We start from the raw sequence: 14,676 nt of genomic DNA, 5'->3' as shown, positions 1-14,676 counted from the left end.
TCAGCGCACCGGGTGTCCGGCTTCCTCGAGCGCGCCCTTGACCTCGGAGATCCGCAGGTCGCCGAAGTGGAAGACGGACGCGGCCAGGACCGCGTCGGCGCCGGCTTCGACGGCCGGTGCGAAGTCCGCGAGCCGACCGGCGCCGCCGGAGGCGATGACGGGGACGCGGACGTGCTCGCGGACGGCGGCGATCATCTCGGTGTCGTAGCCGTCCTTCGTGCCGTCGGCGTCCATCGAGTTGAGCAGGATCTCGCCGGCGCCGAGCTCGGCGGCCCGGTGGGCCCACTCGACGGCGTCGATGCCGGTGCCCCGGCGGCCGCCGTGCGTGGTGACCTCGAACGTGCCGGCGGGGGTGCGCCGGGCGTCCACCGAGAGCACCAGGACCTGGCGGCCGAAGCGCTCGGCGATCTCCCGGATCAGCTCCGGGCAGGCGATGGCCGCGGTGTTGACGCCGACCTTGTCCGCGCCGGCCCGCAGCAGCCTGTCGACGTCGTCCGGGGTGCGGACGCCGCCGCCGACGGTGAGCGGGATGAAGACCTGTTCGGCGGTGCGGCGCACCACGTCGTAGGTGGTCTCCCGGTCGCCGCTGGACGCGGTGATGTCCAGGAAGGTCAGCTCGTCGGCGCCCTCGGCGTCGTACAGCTTCGCCATCTCGACGGGGTCGCCCGCGTCGCGCAGGTTCTGGAAGTTGACGCCCTTGACGACCCGCCCGTTGTCCACGTCGAGGCAGGGGATGACGCGTACCGCGAGGCTCATCGCGCACCCGCCCGGTAGGCCTCGACCTCGACCTCGACGACCAGGCTCGGGTCGACGAAGCCGGAGACGACGACCATGGTGGCGGCGGGGCGCACGGCGTCGAACAGCTCCTTGTGTGCGCGGCCGACCTCGTCGGTGTCCCGGGCGTGCATGACGTACATCCGGGTGCGGACGACGTCCTCGCGGCCCAGGCCCAGTTCCTTCAGCGCCTCGAAGGCGATGCCGAAGGCGGTGACGGTCTGCTCGTAGGGGCCGCCGGCGGCGATCTCGCCGCCCACCACCGACGTACAGCCGGACACCAGCACCAGGCCGTTCGGCAGTTCGACGGCGCGGGAGTAGCCGAACTTCTCCTCCCACGGGGCGCCGGAGGAGACGCGGCGCACGGATGCGGACCCGGTCATGCGGAGACCGCCTCCAGCGCCTCTTCGAGGGTGAACGCCTTCGCGTACAGGGCCTTGCCGACGATCGCGCCCTCGACGCCCGCCGGGACCAGTGAGGCGATGGCCCGCAGGTCCTCGAGCGAGGAGACGCCGCCGGAGGCGACGACGGGCTTGTCGGTGGCGGCGCAGACGTTCTTCAGGAGCTCCAGGTTGGGGCCCTGGAGCGTGCCGTCCTTGGCGATGTCGGTGACGACGTAACGGGCGCAGCCCTCGGAGTCGAGGCGGGCCAGCGTCTCGTAGAGGTCGCCGCCGTCGCGGGTCCAGCCCCGGCCGCGCAGCGTGGTGCCGCGCACGTCGAGGCCGACGGCGATCTGGTCGCCGTGCTCGGCGATGACCTTGGCGACCCACTCCGGGGTCTCCAGGGCGGCGGTGCCGAGGTTGACCCGGCGGCAGCCGGTGGCGAGGGCGGCGGCGAGCGAGGCGTCGTCGCGGATGCCGCCGGACAGCTCGACCTTGATGTCCATGGCACCGGCGACCTCGGCGATGAGGGCGCGGTTGTCCCCGGTGCCGAAGGCGGCGTCCAGGTCGACGAGGTGCAGCCACTCGGCGCCGGCCCGCTGCCAGGCGAGTGCGGCCTCCAGCGGGGAGCCGTAGGAGGTCTCGGAGCCGGACTCGCCGTGCACCAGGCGGACCGCCTGGCCGTCGCGGACGTCTACGGCGGGGAGCAGTTCAAGCTTCGGCATTACAGCGTCTCGATCCAGTTGGTCAGCAGCTGGGCGCCGGCATCGCCGGACTTCTCGGGGTGGAACTGGGTGGCCCACAGCGCGCCGTTCTCCACGGCCGCCACGAACCGTTCGCCGTGCGTGGCCCAGGTGACCCGGGGGGCACGGATCTTCGGGTTGGTGACTTCGAGGCTCCAGTCGTGCGCCGCGTAGGAGTGCACGAAGTAGTACCGGGCCTCGGGGTCGAGGCCGGCGAACAGCTGGGATTCCTCGGGGGCTTCGACGGTGTTCCAGCCCATGTGCGGGACGACGTCGGCCTTCAGCGGGCCGACCGTGCCGGGCCACTCGTCGAGGCCCTCGGTCTCCACGCCGTGCTCGATGCCGCGCTCGAACAAGATCTGCATGCCGACGCAGATGCCCATGACGGGGCGTCCGCCGGCCAGCCTGCGCCCGATGATCCACTCGCCGCGGGCCTTCTTCAGGCCCTCCATGCACGCCGAGAACGCGCCGACGCCGGGCACCAGCAGCCCGTCGGCGTTCATCGCGGTGTCGAAGTCGCGGGTGATCTCGACGTCCGCGCCGACGTGGGCGAGGGCGCGCTCGGCGGAACGGACGTTGCCGAAGCCGTAGTCGAAGACGACGACCTTCTTCTTCGTATCCACGTGTCGCTCGTCGCTTCCTAGTCCCAGAGACCTTGAATGCGCAGGACACCCGCCGCCAGGCACATCAGTGAGGCGATGGCGAGGAGGACGATGACGCCCTTGGGCATGCCCTGCTTGGAGAAGGAGTAGACCCCGCCGGCCAGGAACAGGCCGACCAGGATCAGGATGGTGTTCAGGCCGGTCACAGGGCGCCCTTCGTGGACGGGAGGATGCCGGCCGCGCGCGGGTCGCGCTCGCTGGCGTAGCGCAGGGCGCGGGCGAGCGCCTTGAACTGGCACTCCACGATGTGGTGCGCGTTGCGTCCGTACGGGACGTGGACGTGCAGGGCGATCTGCGCCTGGGCGACGAAGGACTCCAGGATGTGCCGGGTCATCGTCGTGTCGTACGCGCCGATCATCGGCGCCATGTTCTCGGGCTCGGTGTGCACCAGGTAGGGGCGGCCGGAGAGGTCGACGGTGACCTGGGCGAGCGACTCGTCCAGCGGGACGGTGCAGTTGCCGAACCGGTAGATGCCGACCTTGTCGCCGAGCGCCTGCTTGAAGGCGGCGCCGAGCGCGAGGGCGGTGTCCTCGATGGTGTGGTGCGAGTCGATGTGCAGGTCGCCGTCGGTCTTGACGGTGAGGTCGAACAGCCCGTGCCGGCCGAGCTGGTCGAGCATGTGGTCGTAGAAGCCGACCCCGGTCGAGACGTCGACCTCGCCGGTGCCGTCGAGGTTGATCTCGACGACCACGGACGTCTCCTTGGTGGTCCGCTCCACGCGTCCCGTGCGGGCCTCGCGAGTCATGCGTCGTGCTCCTTCTTCAGTCCGCGCACCGCATCGAGGAACGCGTCGTTCTCTGCCGGGGTCCCCGCGGAGACCCGCAGCCATCCCGGTACGCCGTTGTCCCGGACCAGGACGCCCCGGTCGAGGATCTGCCGCCAGGCGGTGCCGCTGTCGGCGAAGCGGCCGAACTGGACGAAGTTGGCGTCCGATTCGGTGACGTCGAAGCCGAGGCCGCGCAGCTCGGTGACGAGCCGGTCGCGCTCGCTCTTGAGCTGAGCGACGTACCCGAGGAGCGTATCGGTGTGCTCCAGGGCGGCGAGCGCGGTGGCCTGGGTGACGGAGGACAGGTGGTACGGCAGCCGGACCAGCTGGACCGCGTCGACCACGGCGGGGTCGGCGGCCAGGTAGCCGAGGCGGAGCCCGGCGGCGCCGAACGCCTTCGACATGGTCCGCGAGAGGACCAGGTGGGGGCGGCCCTCGATCAGCGGGAGCAGCGAGGGGTGGTGGCTGAATTCGCCGTACGCCTCGTCCACGACGACCATCGACGGCTTGGCGGCCTGCGCGGCCTCGTACAGCGCGAGGACGGTGTCCGCGTCGACGGCGGTGCCGGTGGGGTTGTTGGGGGAGGTGATGAAGACGACGTCGGGGCGGCGCTCGGCGATGGCCGCGCGGGCGGCGTCGACGTCGATGGTGAAGTCCTCGTTGCGCGGCCCGGAGATCCAGCCGGTGCCGGTGCCCCGGGAGATGAGCGCGTGCATCGAGTACGAGGGCTCGAAGCCGATCGCGGTGCGGCCGGGCCCGCCGAAGGTCTGCAGCAGCTGCTGGAGGACCTCGTTGGAGCCGTTGGCGGCCCAGACGTTGGCGGCCTCGACGCGGTGTCCGGCGGTGCGGGTGAGGTAGCGGGCGAGCTCGGTGCGCAGTTCGACGGCGTCGCGGTCGGGGTAGCGGTTGAGATCGCGGGCGGCCTCGCGGACCCGTTCGGCGATGCGGTCGACGAGCGCGTCGGGCAGCGGGTAGGGGTTCTCGTTGGTGTTGAGCCGCACGGGGACGTCGAGCTGGGGCGCGCCGTACGGGGACTGGCCGCGCAGTTCGTCGCGGATGGGCAGGGCGTCCCACGGGTTGGCCGTGGGTCCGCCGGTGTCGCTGTTCGTCACTGCTGGGGAACCTTCCACCCGAACCTGGCCTTGAGCGCGGCACCGTGGGCGGGGAGGTCCTCCGCCTCGGCGAGGGTCACCACGTGGTGGGTGACCTCGGCGAGCGCGTCGCGCGTGTAGTCGACGATGTGGATGCCGCGCAGGAAGGACTGCACGGACAGGCCCGAGGAGTGGCAGGCGCAGCCGCCGGTGGGCAGGACGTGGTTGGAGCCGGCGCAGTAGTCGCCGAGCGAGACGGGCGACCAGGGGCCGACGAAGACCGCGCCGGCGTTGCGGACCCGGTCGGCGAGGGCGGCGGCGTCGGCGGTCTGGATCTCCAGGTGCTCGGCGGCGTACGCGTTGACGACGGTGAGCCCGTCCTCCAGGTCGTTGACCAGGACGATCGCGGACTGCCGGCCGGCCAGGGCGGGCTCGATGCGCTCCTTGACGTGCTTGGTCGCGGCGACCTGCGGGGCCAGTTCGGCCTCGGTGGCGGCGGCCAGCTCCTCGGAGTCGGTGACCAGCACGGCGGCGGCCATCGGGTCGTGCTCGGCCTGGCTGATCAGGTCGGCGGCGACGTGCACCGGGTCGGCGGTGGCGTCGGCCAGGATGGCGATCTCGGTGGGTCCGGCTTCGGCGTCGATGCCGATACGGCCCTTGAGGAGGCGCTTGGCGGCGGCGACGTAGATGTTGCCGGGGCCGGTGACCAGGTCGACGGGCAGGCAGTCCTCGGTGCCGTACGCGAACATCGCGACGGCCTGGGCACCGCCGGCGGCGTAGACCTCGTCCACCCCGAGCAGGGCGCAGGCGGCCAGGATCGTGGGGTGCGGCAGTCCGCCGAACTCCTTCTGCGGCGGCGAGGAGACGGCGAGGCCCGGGACGCCCGCCTCCTGGGCCGGGACGACGTTCATCACGACGGAGGACGGGTAGACCGCGCGGCCGCCCGGCACGTAGAGCCCGACGCGGTCGACGGGCACCCACTTCTCGGTGACGGTGCCGCCGGGGACGACCTGGGTGGTGTGCGTGCTGCGGCGCTGGGCGCGGTGGACGAGACGGGCGCGGCGGACGGACTCCTCGAGGGCGGCTCGGACGGCGGGATCCAGCTCCTCCAGCGCCCGGGCGAGGGCGGCGGCGGGCACCCGGACCGATTCCAGCCGGACGCCGTCGAACTTCTCCCCCCAGTCGATCACTGCCGCCGAGCCACGATGGCGTACGTCCTCGCAGATGGGCCGCACCGTCTCCAGGGCGGCTTCCACGTCGAACTCGGCACGGGGCAGCAGGTCGCGCAGGGCGCCGCCCTCGGGGAGGGCATCGCCGCGCAGATCGATTCGAGAGATCACACCGCAATTCTCGCAGACCGCCGCACGCGACCGGACGGCCGTATCACTGGCTGATACATGCCGCCGCTGTGACGGCTGACTATGTGCGTTCATCCGGTCACTCAGAGGGAATAACGGGAACACGCCTCCGAACGAAAGGGGCACCGGTGACGGAGCAGCACGACGAGGACCTCCCGGACGGCCTCAGCGCGGCGGAGCTGGGCATGTGGCAGTCCTTCCGGAAGGGCACGACCTACGACCTCCGGGCCCGCGACAGGGCCCTGGACGATCCGTTCGCCCCGCACGAGTGGGGCCCCGAGCGCAGCGTGGGGGCCCGGGCCGTCGCCCGGCTCCTGCTGAGCGGCCCGCCGGCCCGGCCCGGCCGGGTGACGGCGCTGAAGCTCTGGGGCGTACGGATCACGGGAAAGCTGGACCTGGCGGGCGGGCGCGTCGATCCGTACGTGGAGCTGACCGGCTGCCGGTTCGACGAGGAGGTGGCGTTCCCGGAGTGCCACTTCACGACGCTGCGGCTGGTGGGGTGCGCGGTGCCGCGCCTCGAGGCGGCCCGGCTGCGCACGGAGGGCGATCTGCATCTGCCGCGCTGCCGGGTGGAGCGCGGCATCCGGCTCACGGACGCGCAGATCGGTACGGACCTGCTGATCAACCAGATCGAGGTCGGCCCGGACCGGCAGGGGCGGGCGCTGCTGGGGGACGGGCTGACGGTCGCCCAGGACCTCCAGGCCGAGATGGCCGACATGCTGGGCGAGCTGAGCCTGCGCGGGGCGAAGGTGGGCGGCTCGCTGAGCCTGCGCGGCAGCAGGCTGCGGGCGGTCCGGGGCCGTCGCGCGCTGAACGCCCCGCAGCTCAGCGTCGAGCGGACGCTGTACATGAGCGAGGCGTGGGTCAGCGTGGACACGGGGAACCAGGGCACCACTCCCCCGTACGGCATCGCCACCTCGCCGACCCCGGCCCACGGGACCCGCTCGCAGGTGTTCCGCTGCCGGGGCGGGGTGCGGCTGGACGACGGCAGGTTCGGTGACGCGGTGGACCTGCACAAGGCGGTGTTCGTGCTGGACACGCACGAGGAGCTGTCGCTGCGCCGGACGGTCACCCCGGAGCTGCGGTTCAACCCCGAGCGCCCGGTGCGCGGCCGGGTCGTGCTCAACGGCGCGAAGGTCGTCACGCTGATCGACGTGTCGACGAGCTGGCCGGGCCCCGGCGGCCTGGCGATGGGCGGGTTCGTGTACGAGAACCTCGTCCCGTACGGGCACTTCCCGCTCTCCCGGCGCCTGGAGTGGGTGGCGGCGGCGACCCCGGAGTACGTGCCGGAGCCGTACGAGCGGCTGGCGGCCGTGCTCCGGGGCAGCGGCGAGGACGCGGACGCCCGGGAGGTGCTGCTCGCCAAGCAGCGCCGCCGTCGCGAGACGCTGCCGCTCGCCGGGAAGCTCTGGGGCTACCTCCAGGACTGGACGGTGGCGTACGGCTACCGGCCGGGGCGGGCCGCGGTGTGGATGGCGGTGCTGTGGGCGGCGGGCACGCTGGCGTTCTCGCGGTACGAGCCGGTCTCGATCAAGGGCGAGGAGCATCCCCGGTGGAACGCGGCGCTGTACGCGCTGGATCTGCTCATCCCGGTGATCGATCTCGGCCAGGACGGTTACTGGCGACTGGAGGGCGGCTGGCAGTGGATGGCGGCCGCGCTGATCCTGGTGGGGTGGATACTGGCCACGGCGGTCGCGGCGGGCGCCTCCCGGCTGCTGCGTCGCGGCTGAACCGGACACCAGGGCGCGAGCGGGGGTCCGCCCCGGCCCGGCCGGCCGGCGCCCCGCCACCGCCGGGGCCAGACCACGGGCCTTCTGCCCCGCACCCACGAGAATCAGCCATAATCCCCGCGTTCCTTTACCCCTCCTTGACTGACGGCCGGACAACCCATCGACTCGGCACCAAAGCTTCACAGCGCTCCCCCTGGCGCCGCCTCCACCAGCGCTTTTCAATGGTCTGCACCATGCCTTTCCTCCGCGCTCTGCTCCGAACCGCGCGCGTGATCCGGCACACCCCGGCGCTGTCCACCGGGCTGCCCGCGGACCATGCGGTCCTGCTCGACGCCCCCGACGAACGGCTGTCCCCCGCCCTGGTGGCCGCAGCCGCCGGGGAGCACGAACCGGCCGCCAAGCTCCTGGCGACCACCCGGGACACGGCCGAGTGGGAGAGCCGGGACCGCTATCTGAGACGGCTCGTCGCGTTCGCCCGCAACCGGGACGGCTGGCTCGGGGACTGGCTGACCGCCGCCCCGCACGACCCGGACGCCCTGCTCGTCAAGGCGCAGCTCGCCGTCGACCGCGCCTGGGAGTCACCGGCCCGCGCGGAGCAGCTGCGCGAGGTGGGGCCGCTGATCACGGCGGCCGCGGCCGGCGATCCGCGGGACCCGGTGCCCTGGCGCCTCGCGCTGGACCACGCCCGGGGCACGCAGGCCGCACACACCACGTTCGAGGCGCTGTGGGAGCAGGCCCTCCAGCGTTCCACGCACCACTACGGCTGCCATGTCGCCGCCCTGCAGTACCTCTCGGCCGCCTGGTACGGCTCGCACCGCGAGTGCTTCGACTTCGCCGAGCGGGCCGCCGAGGACTCGGTGCCCAGCTCCCTGGTCCAGGCGCTGCCGCTGCGTGCGGCCTTCGCGATGCTGGCCGAGGGGACCGGCGCCCGCTCGACCTCGGTGCAGGAGGACCGGATCGACGCGGCGGCGGACCTGGCGATCTCGCTGTCGGCCGCTTTCGCCCCGGGCGACCCGTGGCCGGCCGAGGTGCGCAATCTGCTCGCGTACGTGCTGGTGGTACGGGGCCGGTGGGGCGAGGCGCTGGAACAGTTCCGCCGGATCGGGCCGCACGCGGCCTCGTTCCCGTGGGCGTCGGTGTCCGGCGATCCGCTGGGCCGGTTCCTGGAGGCGCGGGACACCGCACGGCTCCGGGTGGCCTCCGCGACCCCGCTGCGCCGGGGAGCAGGACGGGGACCGGCGCGCGGCCATTACGCTTGACCGCTGTGACCACCGCCCGCATGCCTCTGTTTCCGCTGAACGCGGTGCTGTTCCCCGGCCTCGTGCTGCCCCTCAACGTCTTCGAGGAGCGATATCGCGCCATGATGCGTGAGCTCCTGACCATCGACGAGGACGAACCGCGCCGGTTCGCCGTGGTCGCCATCCGGGACGGCCGCGAGACCGCCGTCACGGGTCTGGGCATGCCGGAGGCGGTGCGCGGGCCTGTCGAACGCGGCCCGGCGGACGGCTTCGGCGCCGACCCCGTCCAGGCGCTGCACCGGGTGGGCTGCGTCGCCGACGCCGCGACCATCCGGGAGCGCGCGGACGGCAGCTTCGAAGTCCTGGCCACCGGCACCACCCGGGTCCGGCTGCTGTCGGTGGACGCGAGCGGCCCGTTCCTCATGGCCGAGCTGGAGGAGCTGGAGGAGGACCCGGGCGACGAGGCGGGCACGCTCGCCGAGGGTGTCCTGCGCGCCTTCCGCGGCTACCAGAAGCGGCTGGCCGGTGCGAGCGAGAGCTCCCTGACCACGGGCGCGGACCTGCCGGACGACCCGTCGGTCGTCTCCTACCTGGTCGCCTCCACGGTGATCCTGGACGTCCCCGCCAAGCAGCGCCTCCTCCAGGCCCCGGACACCGCGACCCGGCTCCGCGAGGAGCTGCGGATCCTGCGCTCGGAGACCGCGGTGATCCGGCACCTGCCGTCGCTCCCGGCGGTGGACCTGACCGCCGCCCCGACGCACCCCAACTGACCGAGCGACCCGGAGGGACCGCGCCCGTGGCCAAGAAGCAGAAGAAGTCCCAGTCCGGCGGCACCCCCGCCACGGTCGCGCTCACCGCGGCGGGCACGGCCTTCACCGTGCACGCGTACGAGCACGACCCCGCGTCGCCCTCCTACGGCGAGGAGGCGGCCCAGGCCCTGGGCGTCTCCCCCGACCGCGTCTTCAAGACCCTGGTCGCCGACGTGGACGGCCGCCTGACGGTCGCGGTCGTCCCGGTCGCCGGCTCCCTGGACCTGAAGGCCCTGGCCGCGGCGGCCGGCGGCAAACGCGCCACGATGGCGGACCCGGCCGCGGCCGAACGCACCACGGGCTACGTCCGGGGCGGCATCTCCCCCCTGGGCCAGCGCAAACGCCTCCCCACCGTCCTGGACGCCTCGGCCCGCGCCCATGCCACGATCTGCGTGTCGGCGGGCCGCCGCGGCCTGGAGGTGGAGCTGTCGCCGGAGGACCTGGCGGCCCTGACGGACGCGGTGTTCGCGGACATCGGCCGGGGGTAGCGGGGCCGTGGGGCTCGGAACCCCGGCCCACCGGTTCCGTCCTCGAACGCCGGACGGGCCGGCCGGACCCGGCCCCGCCGGCGATTGAGGCGCGGGGGCGGTTTCGGGAAGGGGTGGGGAACAGGCCCCGCGCAGCGCCCCCTACGCCTTGTCGGACGGCGCGTCCGGCGACGCGCCCCCACCCGCCCCGGACGGCGACGAGGGCCCGGACGGCGACGGGTGCCCCGAAGGCGAACCCCACCCCCCGTGGGACGCCCACTCACCCTCGAACTCCCGCGGCCCCCAGGCCGCGGTGAGCGCCAGGTGCACCGCCATCGCCGCCAGCCCCCAAGCCAGCAGCACCCCCTTGGCATGCATCTCCAGCGGCGCATCGAAGATCACACCCTTGCCGACCTCCCGCGCATGCGCCACCACGTCGTCCGTCGGCCCCAACCGCGTCCCGAGCTGCCAGGCCAGCAGCGAACCGAGCACGCTGCCGACCGCGAGGCCCACCGTCGGCCAGATCCCGCCGCGCCGGTGGAACCAGAAGACCAGGCCCGCCGAGACCGCCCCGAACGCCAGCCCCAGCAGGGCGAACGTGCCGTCGGCGCCGATCGCCTCCTCGCCCTCGCTGTCGCTGAGGAAGACGGCCGTGCTGTCGGAGACGAGCGGCACCCGGGGAGCCAGCCACAGCCACAGGAACCCCATCAGCACGCCCGCGACCGTCACCACGGCCGCGACGAGGCCCGCACGGCGCAGATCCGCACGCAGCTCCTCCCGCCCCTCCTGGGACGGCACCCAGTGGGAACCCTGGGGGCTGTGGGACCCCGGCGCGCCGAGCGGCCCCGCGGGCTCACCCCCCGCCGTCTGCTTCTGCCGGTCGTGGTGGTCGTCGGACGAGGGCCGGTGCGGCGGCGTCAGAGGTGCGGTCACCGTGCCATCGTGCCAGGCGCCCGCGAGCCATGCCTCACCGGACCGCTGCCCTGCGATACGCCCAGGTCGCCACGGCGAGCGAGACCACGCCGACCACGGCGCAGACCGCCAGGTCGAGGGCGACCACCGCCCAGTCGGGGTGGGCGCCGAAGGACCGGGACAGCGCCTCGACCCCGTACGTGGACGGCAGCAGATCGCGCGCCCAGCCGATCGGCTCCGGCAGCCGGTCGGCCGGCAGGACGCCCAGCAGGAGCGCGGCGGACATCCCCAGCTGCCCGAGCAGGGTGGCGAGTTCCTGGCGCGGGGCGAGGAGCCCGAGCGCGGCGCCGAGGCCGGAGAGGGCGGCGCCGGAGAGCGGGACGACGGCGACGAGCACCCACAGGTGGGCCATCGGCAGCCCGAACAGCATGCTGCCGGTCACCGCCGTGACGACGGTGCCGGGCACGGTGAAGGAGGCGTACGCCCCGGCCGCGCCGAGCACCACGGCGGCGGGCGGCACGGGCAGGGTCGCGTAGTGGTCGAGCCCGCCGCCGGCCCGGAGCTGCCCGAAGTACTGGGCGAGCAGGTTCAGGGCGACGAAGGCGACGACCAGGACGCTGGAGCCGGCGACGACGGCCCGCGCCTCGGCACCGCCGTCCACCACCCCGCGCATCAGGATCATGATCCCGACGGACTGGAAGGTCGCCACGAACAGCAGCGGGATGCGGGCGACCCGGGCCCGGGAGAGCTGGGCGCGGTAGACGGCCGCGAGGGCGGGGAACAGCCGGGCCCGGGGCGCGAGCGTCGCGGCCGCCCCGGCCACCGCACCGATTCCGCTCATGCCTTCACCAGTCCCTTGATCGCGCCACCGCCGAGCGCGAGGTAGACGTCCTCCAGGCTCGGCGTCGCCAGGCTGAAGTCGTCGAGCGCGGCGAAGGCCGCGCCACCGGTCACCGCGGCGACCGCCGCCCGCGCCTCGTCGGGCGCGAGCCGCAGCACCCAGCGGCGCCCGGACTCCTGGGCGGACGCGCGCAGGGCCGCGACCTCGGGGATCTCCAGGGGGGCGCGCTCGCGCCACACCAGCTCGACCCGGACCTCGCCGGCGACGCGCTCCTTGAGCCCGGCGGGGGTGTCGCAGGCGATGACCTTGCCGCGCTCGATGACGGCGACCCGGTCGAGGACGGTCTCGGCCTCGATGACGTTGTGGGTGACGAGCAGGACCGTGGCCCCGCGCTCGGCGCGCCGGCGGTCCACGGCCGCCCAGACGGCGCGCCGGGCCACCGGGTCCATGCCGGTCGTCGGCTCGTCCAGGACGAGCACCGGGCGCTCCCCGACGAGCGCGGCGGCGACGCAGGCGAGCCGCCGCTGACCGCCGGAGAGCTTCTTCAGCGGACGGCCCGCGATGTCGGCGAGCCCGAGCTCGTCCAGGACGGTGTCACGCTCGGCCCGCGCCTCGCGCACGGGCAGGCCGCGCAGCCGCCCGGTGGTCTCGGCGGCGAGGGCGACGGTCAGTTCGTCGAGCGCGGTGGACTCCTGCCCGAGGTAGCCGATCAGCCGGGAGGCCCGCTCGGGGTGGCGTACGAGGTCGTGGCCCAGCATGTCGACGCTGCCGGAGTCGGGCCGCATCAGCCCGGTGAGCTGCCGTACGAGGGTGGACTTGCCGGCTCCGTTGGGCCCGAGCAGTCCGAAGATCTCACCGCGCCGGACGTCGAGGCTGATGCCGTCGGTGGCGCGTACTTCCGGGGTCGCGGGCGTGCCCCGGCGGCCCCGGGCCGGGGGGTAGGTCTTCACCAGATCACGCACCGCGCACACGGTGCCGTTCGCCGTCGGCGCCTGTGCTGTCCCCGTACTCACGAGGTACGAGAGTACGGGGTCCGGGGACCGGCATTACGCCCGGGGCCGTACCGATCGGACATCGGCGCGGCGAACGGCGGGCGGGCCGAGCGGCCCCTCGGCGGAATGCGGCCTCAGTCTCCGGCCGGGCCCGATTTCCCGGCCTTCTCCGCCGCCCGCTCGGTCGCCGGGGCGTGGTCGCCCGCCGTCCGTACGTCGATCTCGCGCCAGAAGCCCGCCCGGATCGCGTACCGGTCGTGCTCGTCGATCTGGTCGTCCTTGTGGGCGAGGAGGCCGAAGCGTGCCGCGTACCGCAGGAGCTCGCCGTCGATGCGGTGGGGGATGCGCGGGTAGAGGGCGGACAGCTTCGGCAGGTGACCGGTCTCCGGGAGCCGTTCCATCCAGCGCCGGGCGAAGACCTGCCCCACCTCGAAGGGGTCGCCGCCGACCGTGGTGATGTCCTCCTCGCGGTCGGCCCAGCGCTGTTCGGCGCTGGTGAGCTGGGCGAGCGTGGGCAGGGACGCGGTCTCCGGAGGTTCGCCCAGCGGGCCGCCGCGCTCCACCCAGCCCCGGTCGGACGACCAGCGCAGGGTCGCCGCGGGCTGGGGGGCGGGGGTCCGGTCGGGCTGGCCCAGCGGGCCGCGCAGGGTGCCGGCGAGGTCCTTCGGGGTGGGCACGCCCTTGCCGCCCTGGCCGGGTGCGGGCTGGGCGGTGTCCTCGCCGGACCCGGGGGCCGCCTCCTCGGCGTCGGCGGGGGCGGCCTCGGTCTGTGCGGCGGCCCGGGACGCTCGCTCGGCCGAGGCGGCGAGCGCCGACTCGGGCAGCGGGGCGGAGAGGATCGCGGCGATCTCGGGGCGCGGCACGGGCGCCGGGGCGCAGGCGCCGCCGGTCTCCTTGGCCCGGACGGCCTGGGTGATCCACGCCCGGTCCAGGACGCGGCGCTCGTCGGCCTCGGCGACCAGGTCCTCGGACTGGTTGTAGTCGCCGTCGGCGGCCTGGACGGCCCAGAGGTGGACGGCGACGCCGTGCTCCTTGGCGGACATCAGGCCGGGCAGCAGGTCGCCGTCGCCGGTCACCAGCACCACGTCGGAGCAGGCGCGGTTGCGGGCGAGCTCGGTGAGCTCGGCGTGCATCGCCGCGTCGACGCCCTTCTGCGCCCACCGCCCGTCACTGCGGGTGAGGGCGCCCAGGCGGACGGTCACCCGGGGCATGACGCGCAGCCTGCGGTGCTCGGGCTGCGGCACGCGGTCGGGGGCGCCGTCGAACCAGTAGATCCGCAGCAGCGGCTGTGCGGTGTCGGCCTCGGCGCGTTCGCGCAGCTGCTGGACGAGGGCCGCGTGGTCGACGGTGATGCGGGACCGGGCGGGCTCTCCCGCCAGCAGACTCGCGGCTGCGCCCAGCAAATAGCCGGCGTCCACCAGGACGACGCAACGGTCCACGCGTTCCACCCTCTTCCAGGCACTCGGGATCGGGTTTTCCCAGGGTTCCTTCGAGTCTGCCCGACCGCGCCGGGGTTGACGGCCGGAACTCGATCATCGGCGTGGCGGATCGCGAAAAGCGCGCATCATACCCCGTCGCTACGCACGGTAATGATCCGACATGCGATGTTTATCCGATTATGTGAATCTAATGGTGGTCCTGGCCCCGAGCGTCCTTACAGGAGGAACACCATGGCCAAGAACAAGAACCGCAAGCAGGGCAGCCAGCAGGACCGCGCTTCTCAGGCGGAGCGCGGTGCCCAGGAGGCACGCTCGACGGCTTTCGAGTCGCAGAACCAGCCCCAGGCGCAGGCCCAGGGCAGCCCTGCCGATGTCGCGCGTAAGCATCAGCGGCGCTTCGGCCACAACTGACCGGACTTCTCCGGTACGGCCATCGGCCGGTAAGCCGAGAGGGGCGGCCCCGCTTTCGCGGGG

General features: G+C 73.7%; 17 protein-coding genes. 5 read left to right on the top strand and 12 right to left on the bottom strand.

From position 1 onward, the window contains the following. Genes hisF through hisD form a run of 8 tightly spaced genes read right to left on the bottom strand, consistent with a single transcriptional unit; the run spans window position 1 to window position 5,756 of the window. Window positions 1-756 (bottom strand): imidazole glycerol phosphate synthase subunit HisF, encoded by a 756-nt coding sequence (gene hisF / locus ABZ564_RS12455; protein WP_360853914.1) that lies wholly within the window; start codon window positions 754-756, stop codon window positions 1-3. Next, on the bottom strand, window positions 753-1,157 hold the full coding sequence (locus tag ABZ564_RS12450; protein WP_360853911.1) for a RidA family protein: 405 nt from the start codon (window positions 1,155-1,157) through the stop codon (window positions 753-755). Before ABZ564_RS12450 ends, hisF begins: the two co-directional genes overlap by 4 nt. Then, the gene (gene priA, locus ABZ564_RS12445; RefSeq protein ID WP_360853908.1) at window positions 1,154-1,879 is read right to left on the bottom strand and encodes a bifunctional 1-(5-phosphoribosyl)-5-((5-phosphoribosylamino)methylideneamino)imidazole-4-carboxamide isomerase/phosphoribosylanthranilate isomerase PriA; all 726 of its coding nucleotides are present in this window, start codon (window positions 1,877-1,879) and stop codon (window positions 1,154-1,156) included. Before priA ends, ABZ564_RS12450 begins: the two co-directional genes overlap by 4 nt. Next, complete coding sequence (gene hisH / locus ABZ564_RS12440) at window positions 1,879-2,520, bottom strand: imidazole glycerol phosphate synthase subunit HisH (RefSeq protein WP_360853905.1); 642 nt, start codon at window positions 2,518-2,520, stop codon at window positions 1,879-1,881. Before hisH ends, priA begins: the two co-directional genes overlap by 1 nt. Window positions 2,521-2,537: 17 nt before the next feature. Beyond that, window positions 2,538-2,705 carry a hypothetical protein gene (locus ABZ564_RS12435; RefSeq protein ID WP_360853902.1) on the bottom strand — a complete coding sequence of 56 codons (168 nt, stop codon included), beginning with the start codon at window positions 2,703-2,705 and terminating at the stop codon, window positions 2,538-2,540. Then, window positions 2,702-3,304, bottom strand: a complete 603-nt coding sequence (hisB, locus tag ABZ564_RS12430) for an imidazoleglycerol-phosphate dehydratase HisB (protein ID WP_360853899.1) — start codon at window positions 3,302-3,304, stop codon at window positions 2,702-2,704. Before hisB ends, ABZ564_RS12435 begins: the two co-directional genes overlap by 4 nt. After that, window positions 3,301-4,437: a histidinol-phosphate transaminase gene (locus ABZ564_RS12425; RefSeq protein ID WP_360853896.1), complete on the bottom strand. Its 1,137-nt coding sequence runs from the start codon at window positions 4,435-4,437 to the stop codon at window positions 3,301-3,303. The genes hisB and ABZ564_RS12425 overlap by 4 nt, the downstream gene beginning before the upstream one ends. Continuing rightward, a complete protein-coding gene (gene hisD / locus ABZ564_RS12420) occupies window positions 4,434-5,756 on the bottom strand; it encodes a histidinol dehydrogenase (RefSeq protein ID WP_360853893.1) in 1,323 nt (440 codons plus the stop codon). The genes ABZ564_RS12425 and hisD overlap by 4 nt, the downstream gene beginning before the upstream one ends. A gap of 146 nt (window positions 5,757-5,902) precedes the next feature. On the opposite strand from hisD, the gene ABZ564_RS12415 reads away from it, so the two are divergent. The 4 genes from ABZ564_RS12415 (at window position 5,903) to ybaK (ending at window position 10,039) form a co-directional block, all read left to right on the top strand. After that, window positions 5,903-7,504, top strand: coding sequence for an oxidoreductase (locus ABZ564_RS12415; protein WP_360853890.1), 1,602 nt, complete (start codon window positions 5,903-5,905; stop codon window positions 7,502-7,504). 221 nt (window positions 7,505-7,725) lie between these two features. Next, window positions 7,726-8,763, top strand: coding sequence for a hypothetical protein (locus tag ABZ564_RS12410; RefSeq protein ID WP_360853887.1), 1,038 nt, complete (start codon window positions 7,726-7,728; stop codon window positions 8,761-8,763). A 5-nt stretch (window positions 8,764-8,768) separates the two neighbouring features. Continuing rightward, the gene (locus tag ABZ564_RS12405) at window positions 8,769-9,512 is read left to right on the top strand and encodes an LON peptidase substrate-binding domain-containing protein (RefSeq protein WP_360853884.1); all 744 of its coding nucleotides are present in this window, start codon (window positions 8,769-8,771) and stop codon (window positions 9,510-9,512) included. A 26-nt stretch (window positions 9,513-9,538) separates the two neighbouring features. Continuing rightward, on the top strand, window positions 9,539-10,039 hold the full coding sequence (gene ybaK / locus ABZ564_RS12400; RefSeq protein WP_360853881.1) for a Cys-tRNA(Pro) deacylase: 501 nt from the start codon (window positions 9,539-9,541) through the stop codon (window positions 10,037-10,039). A gap of 141 nt (window positions 10,040-10,180) precedes the next feature. Here ybaK and ABZ564_RS12395 read toward each other — a convergent pair whose 3' ends face one another. From ABZ564_RS12395 to ABZ564_RS12380, 4 genes are all read right to left on the bottom strand, one after another. Continuing rightward, a complete protein-coding gene (locus ABZ564_RS12395) occupies window positions 10,181-10,951 on the bottom strand; it encodes an ABC transporter permease (RefSeq protein WP_360853878.1) in 771 nt (256 codons plus the stop codon). A 34-nt stretch (window positions 10,952-10,985) separates the two neighbouring features. Beyond that, on the bottom strand, window positions 10,986-11,771 hold the full coding sequence (locus tag ABZ564_RS12390; protein WP_360853875.1) for an ABC transporter permease: 786 nt from the start codon (window positions 11,769-11,771) through the stop codon (window positions 10,986-10,988). Further along, window positions 11,768-12,742 carry an ABC transporter ATP-binding protein gene (locus ABZ564_RS12385; RefSeq protein ID WP_360854214.1) on the bottom strand — a complete coding sequence of 325 codons (975 nt, stop codon included), beginning with the start codon at window positions 12,740-12,742 and terminating at the stop codon, window positions 11,768-11,770. The genes ABZ564_RS12390 and ABZ564_RS12385 overlap by 4 nt, the downstream gene beginning before the upstream one ends. Window positions 12,743-12,897: 155 nt before the next feature. Then, window positions 12,898-14,211, bottom strand: coding sequence for an NYN domain-containing protein (locus ABZ564_RS12380; RefSeq protein ID WP_360853872.1), 1,314 nt, complete (start codon window positions 14,209-14,211; stop codon window positions 12,898-12,900). A gap of 222 nt (window positions 14,212-14,433) precedes the next feature. Between ABZ564_RS12380 and ABZ564_RS12375 the strand changes: the two genes are divergently transcribed. Beyond that, window positions 14,434-14,613, top strand: coding sequence for a hypothetical protein (locus tag ABZ564_RS12375; protein WP_360853869.1), 180 nt, complete (start codon window positions 14,434-14,436; stop codon window positions 14,611-14,613). Window positions 14,614-14,676: the final 63 nt, after the last annotated feature.

This window comes from Streptomyces sp. NPDC019224 (assembly GCF_040632605.1).
Lineage (GTDB): Bacteria > Actinomycetota > Actinomycetes > Streptomycetales > Streptomycetaceae > Streptomyces.
This window is presented reverse-complemented; position numbering and strand designations above follow the sequence as displayed.

Coding starts and splice junctions, on each gene's coding strand:
- ABZ564_RS12410 (WP_360853887.1), top strand. CDS start 7,726: ATGGTCTGCACCATGCCTTTCCTCCGCGCTCTGCTCCGAACCGCGCGC.
- ABZ564_RS12390 (WP_360853875.1), bottom strand. CDS start 11,771: ATGAGCGGAATCGGTGCGGTGGCCGGGGCGGCCGCGACGCTCGCGCCC.
- ABZ564_RS12450 (WP_360853911.1), bottom strand. CDS start 1,157: ATGACCGGGTCCGCATCCGTGCGCCGCGTCTCCTCCGGCGCCCCGTGG.
- priA (WP_360853908.1), bottom strand. CDS start 1,879: ATGCCGAAGCTTGAACTGCTCCCCGCCGTAGACGTCCGCGACGGCCAG.
- hisB (WP_360853899.1), bottom strand. CDS start 3,304: ATGACTCGCGAGGCCCGCACGGGACGCGTGGAGCGGACCACCAAGGAG.
- hisF (WP_360853914.1), bottom strand. CDS start 756: ATGAGCCTCGCGGTACGCGTCATCCCCTGCCTCGACGTGGACAACGGG.
- ABZ564_RS12375 (WP_360853869.1), top strand. CDS start 14,434: ATGGCCAAGAACAAGAACCGCAAGCAGGGCAGCCAGCAGGACCGCGCT.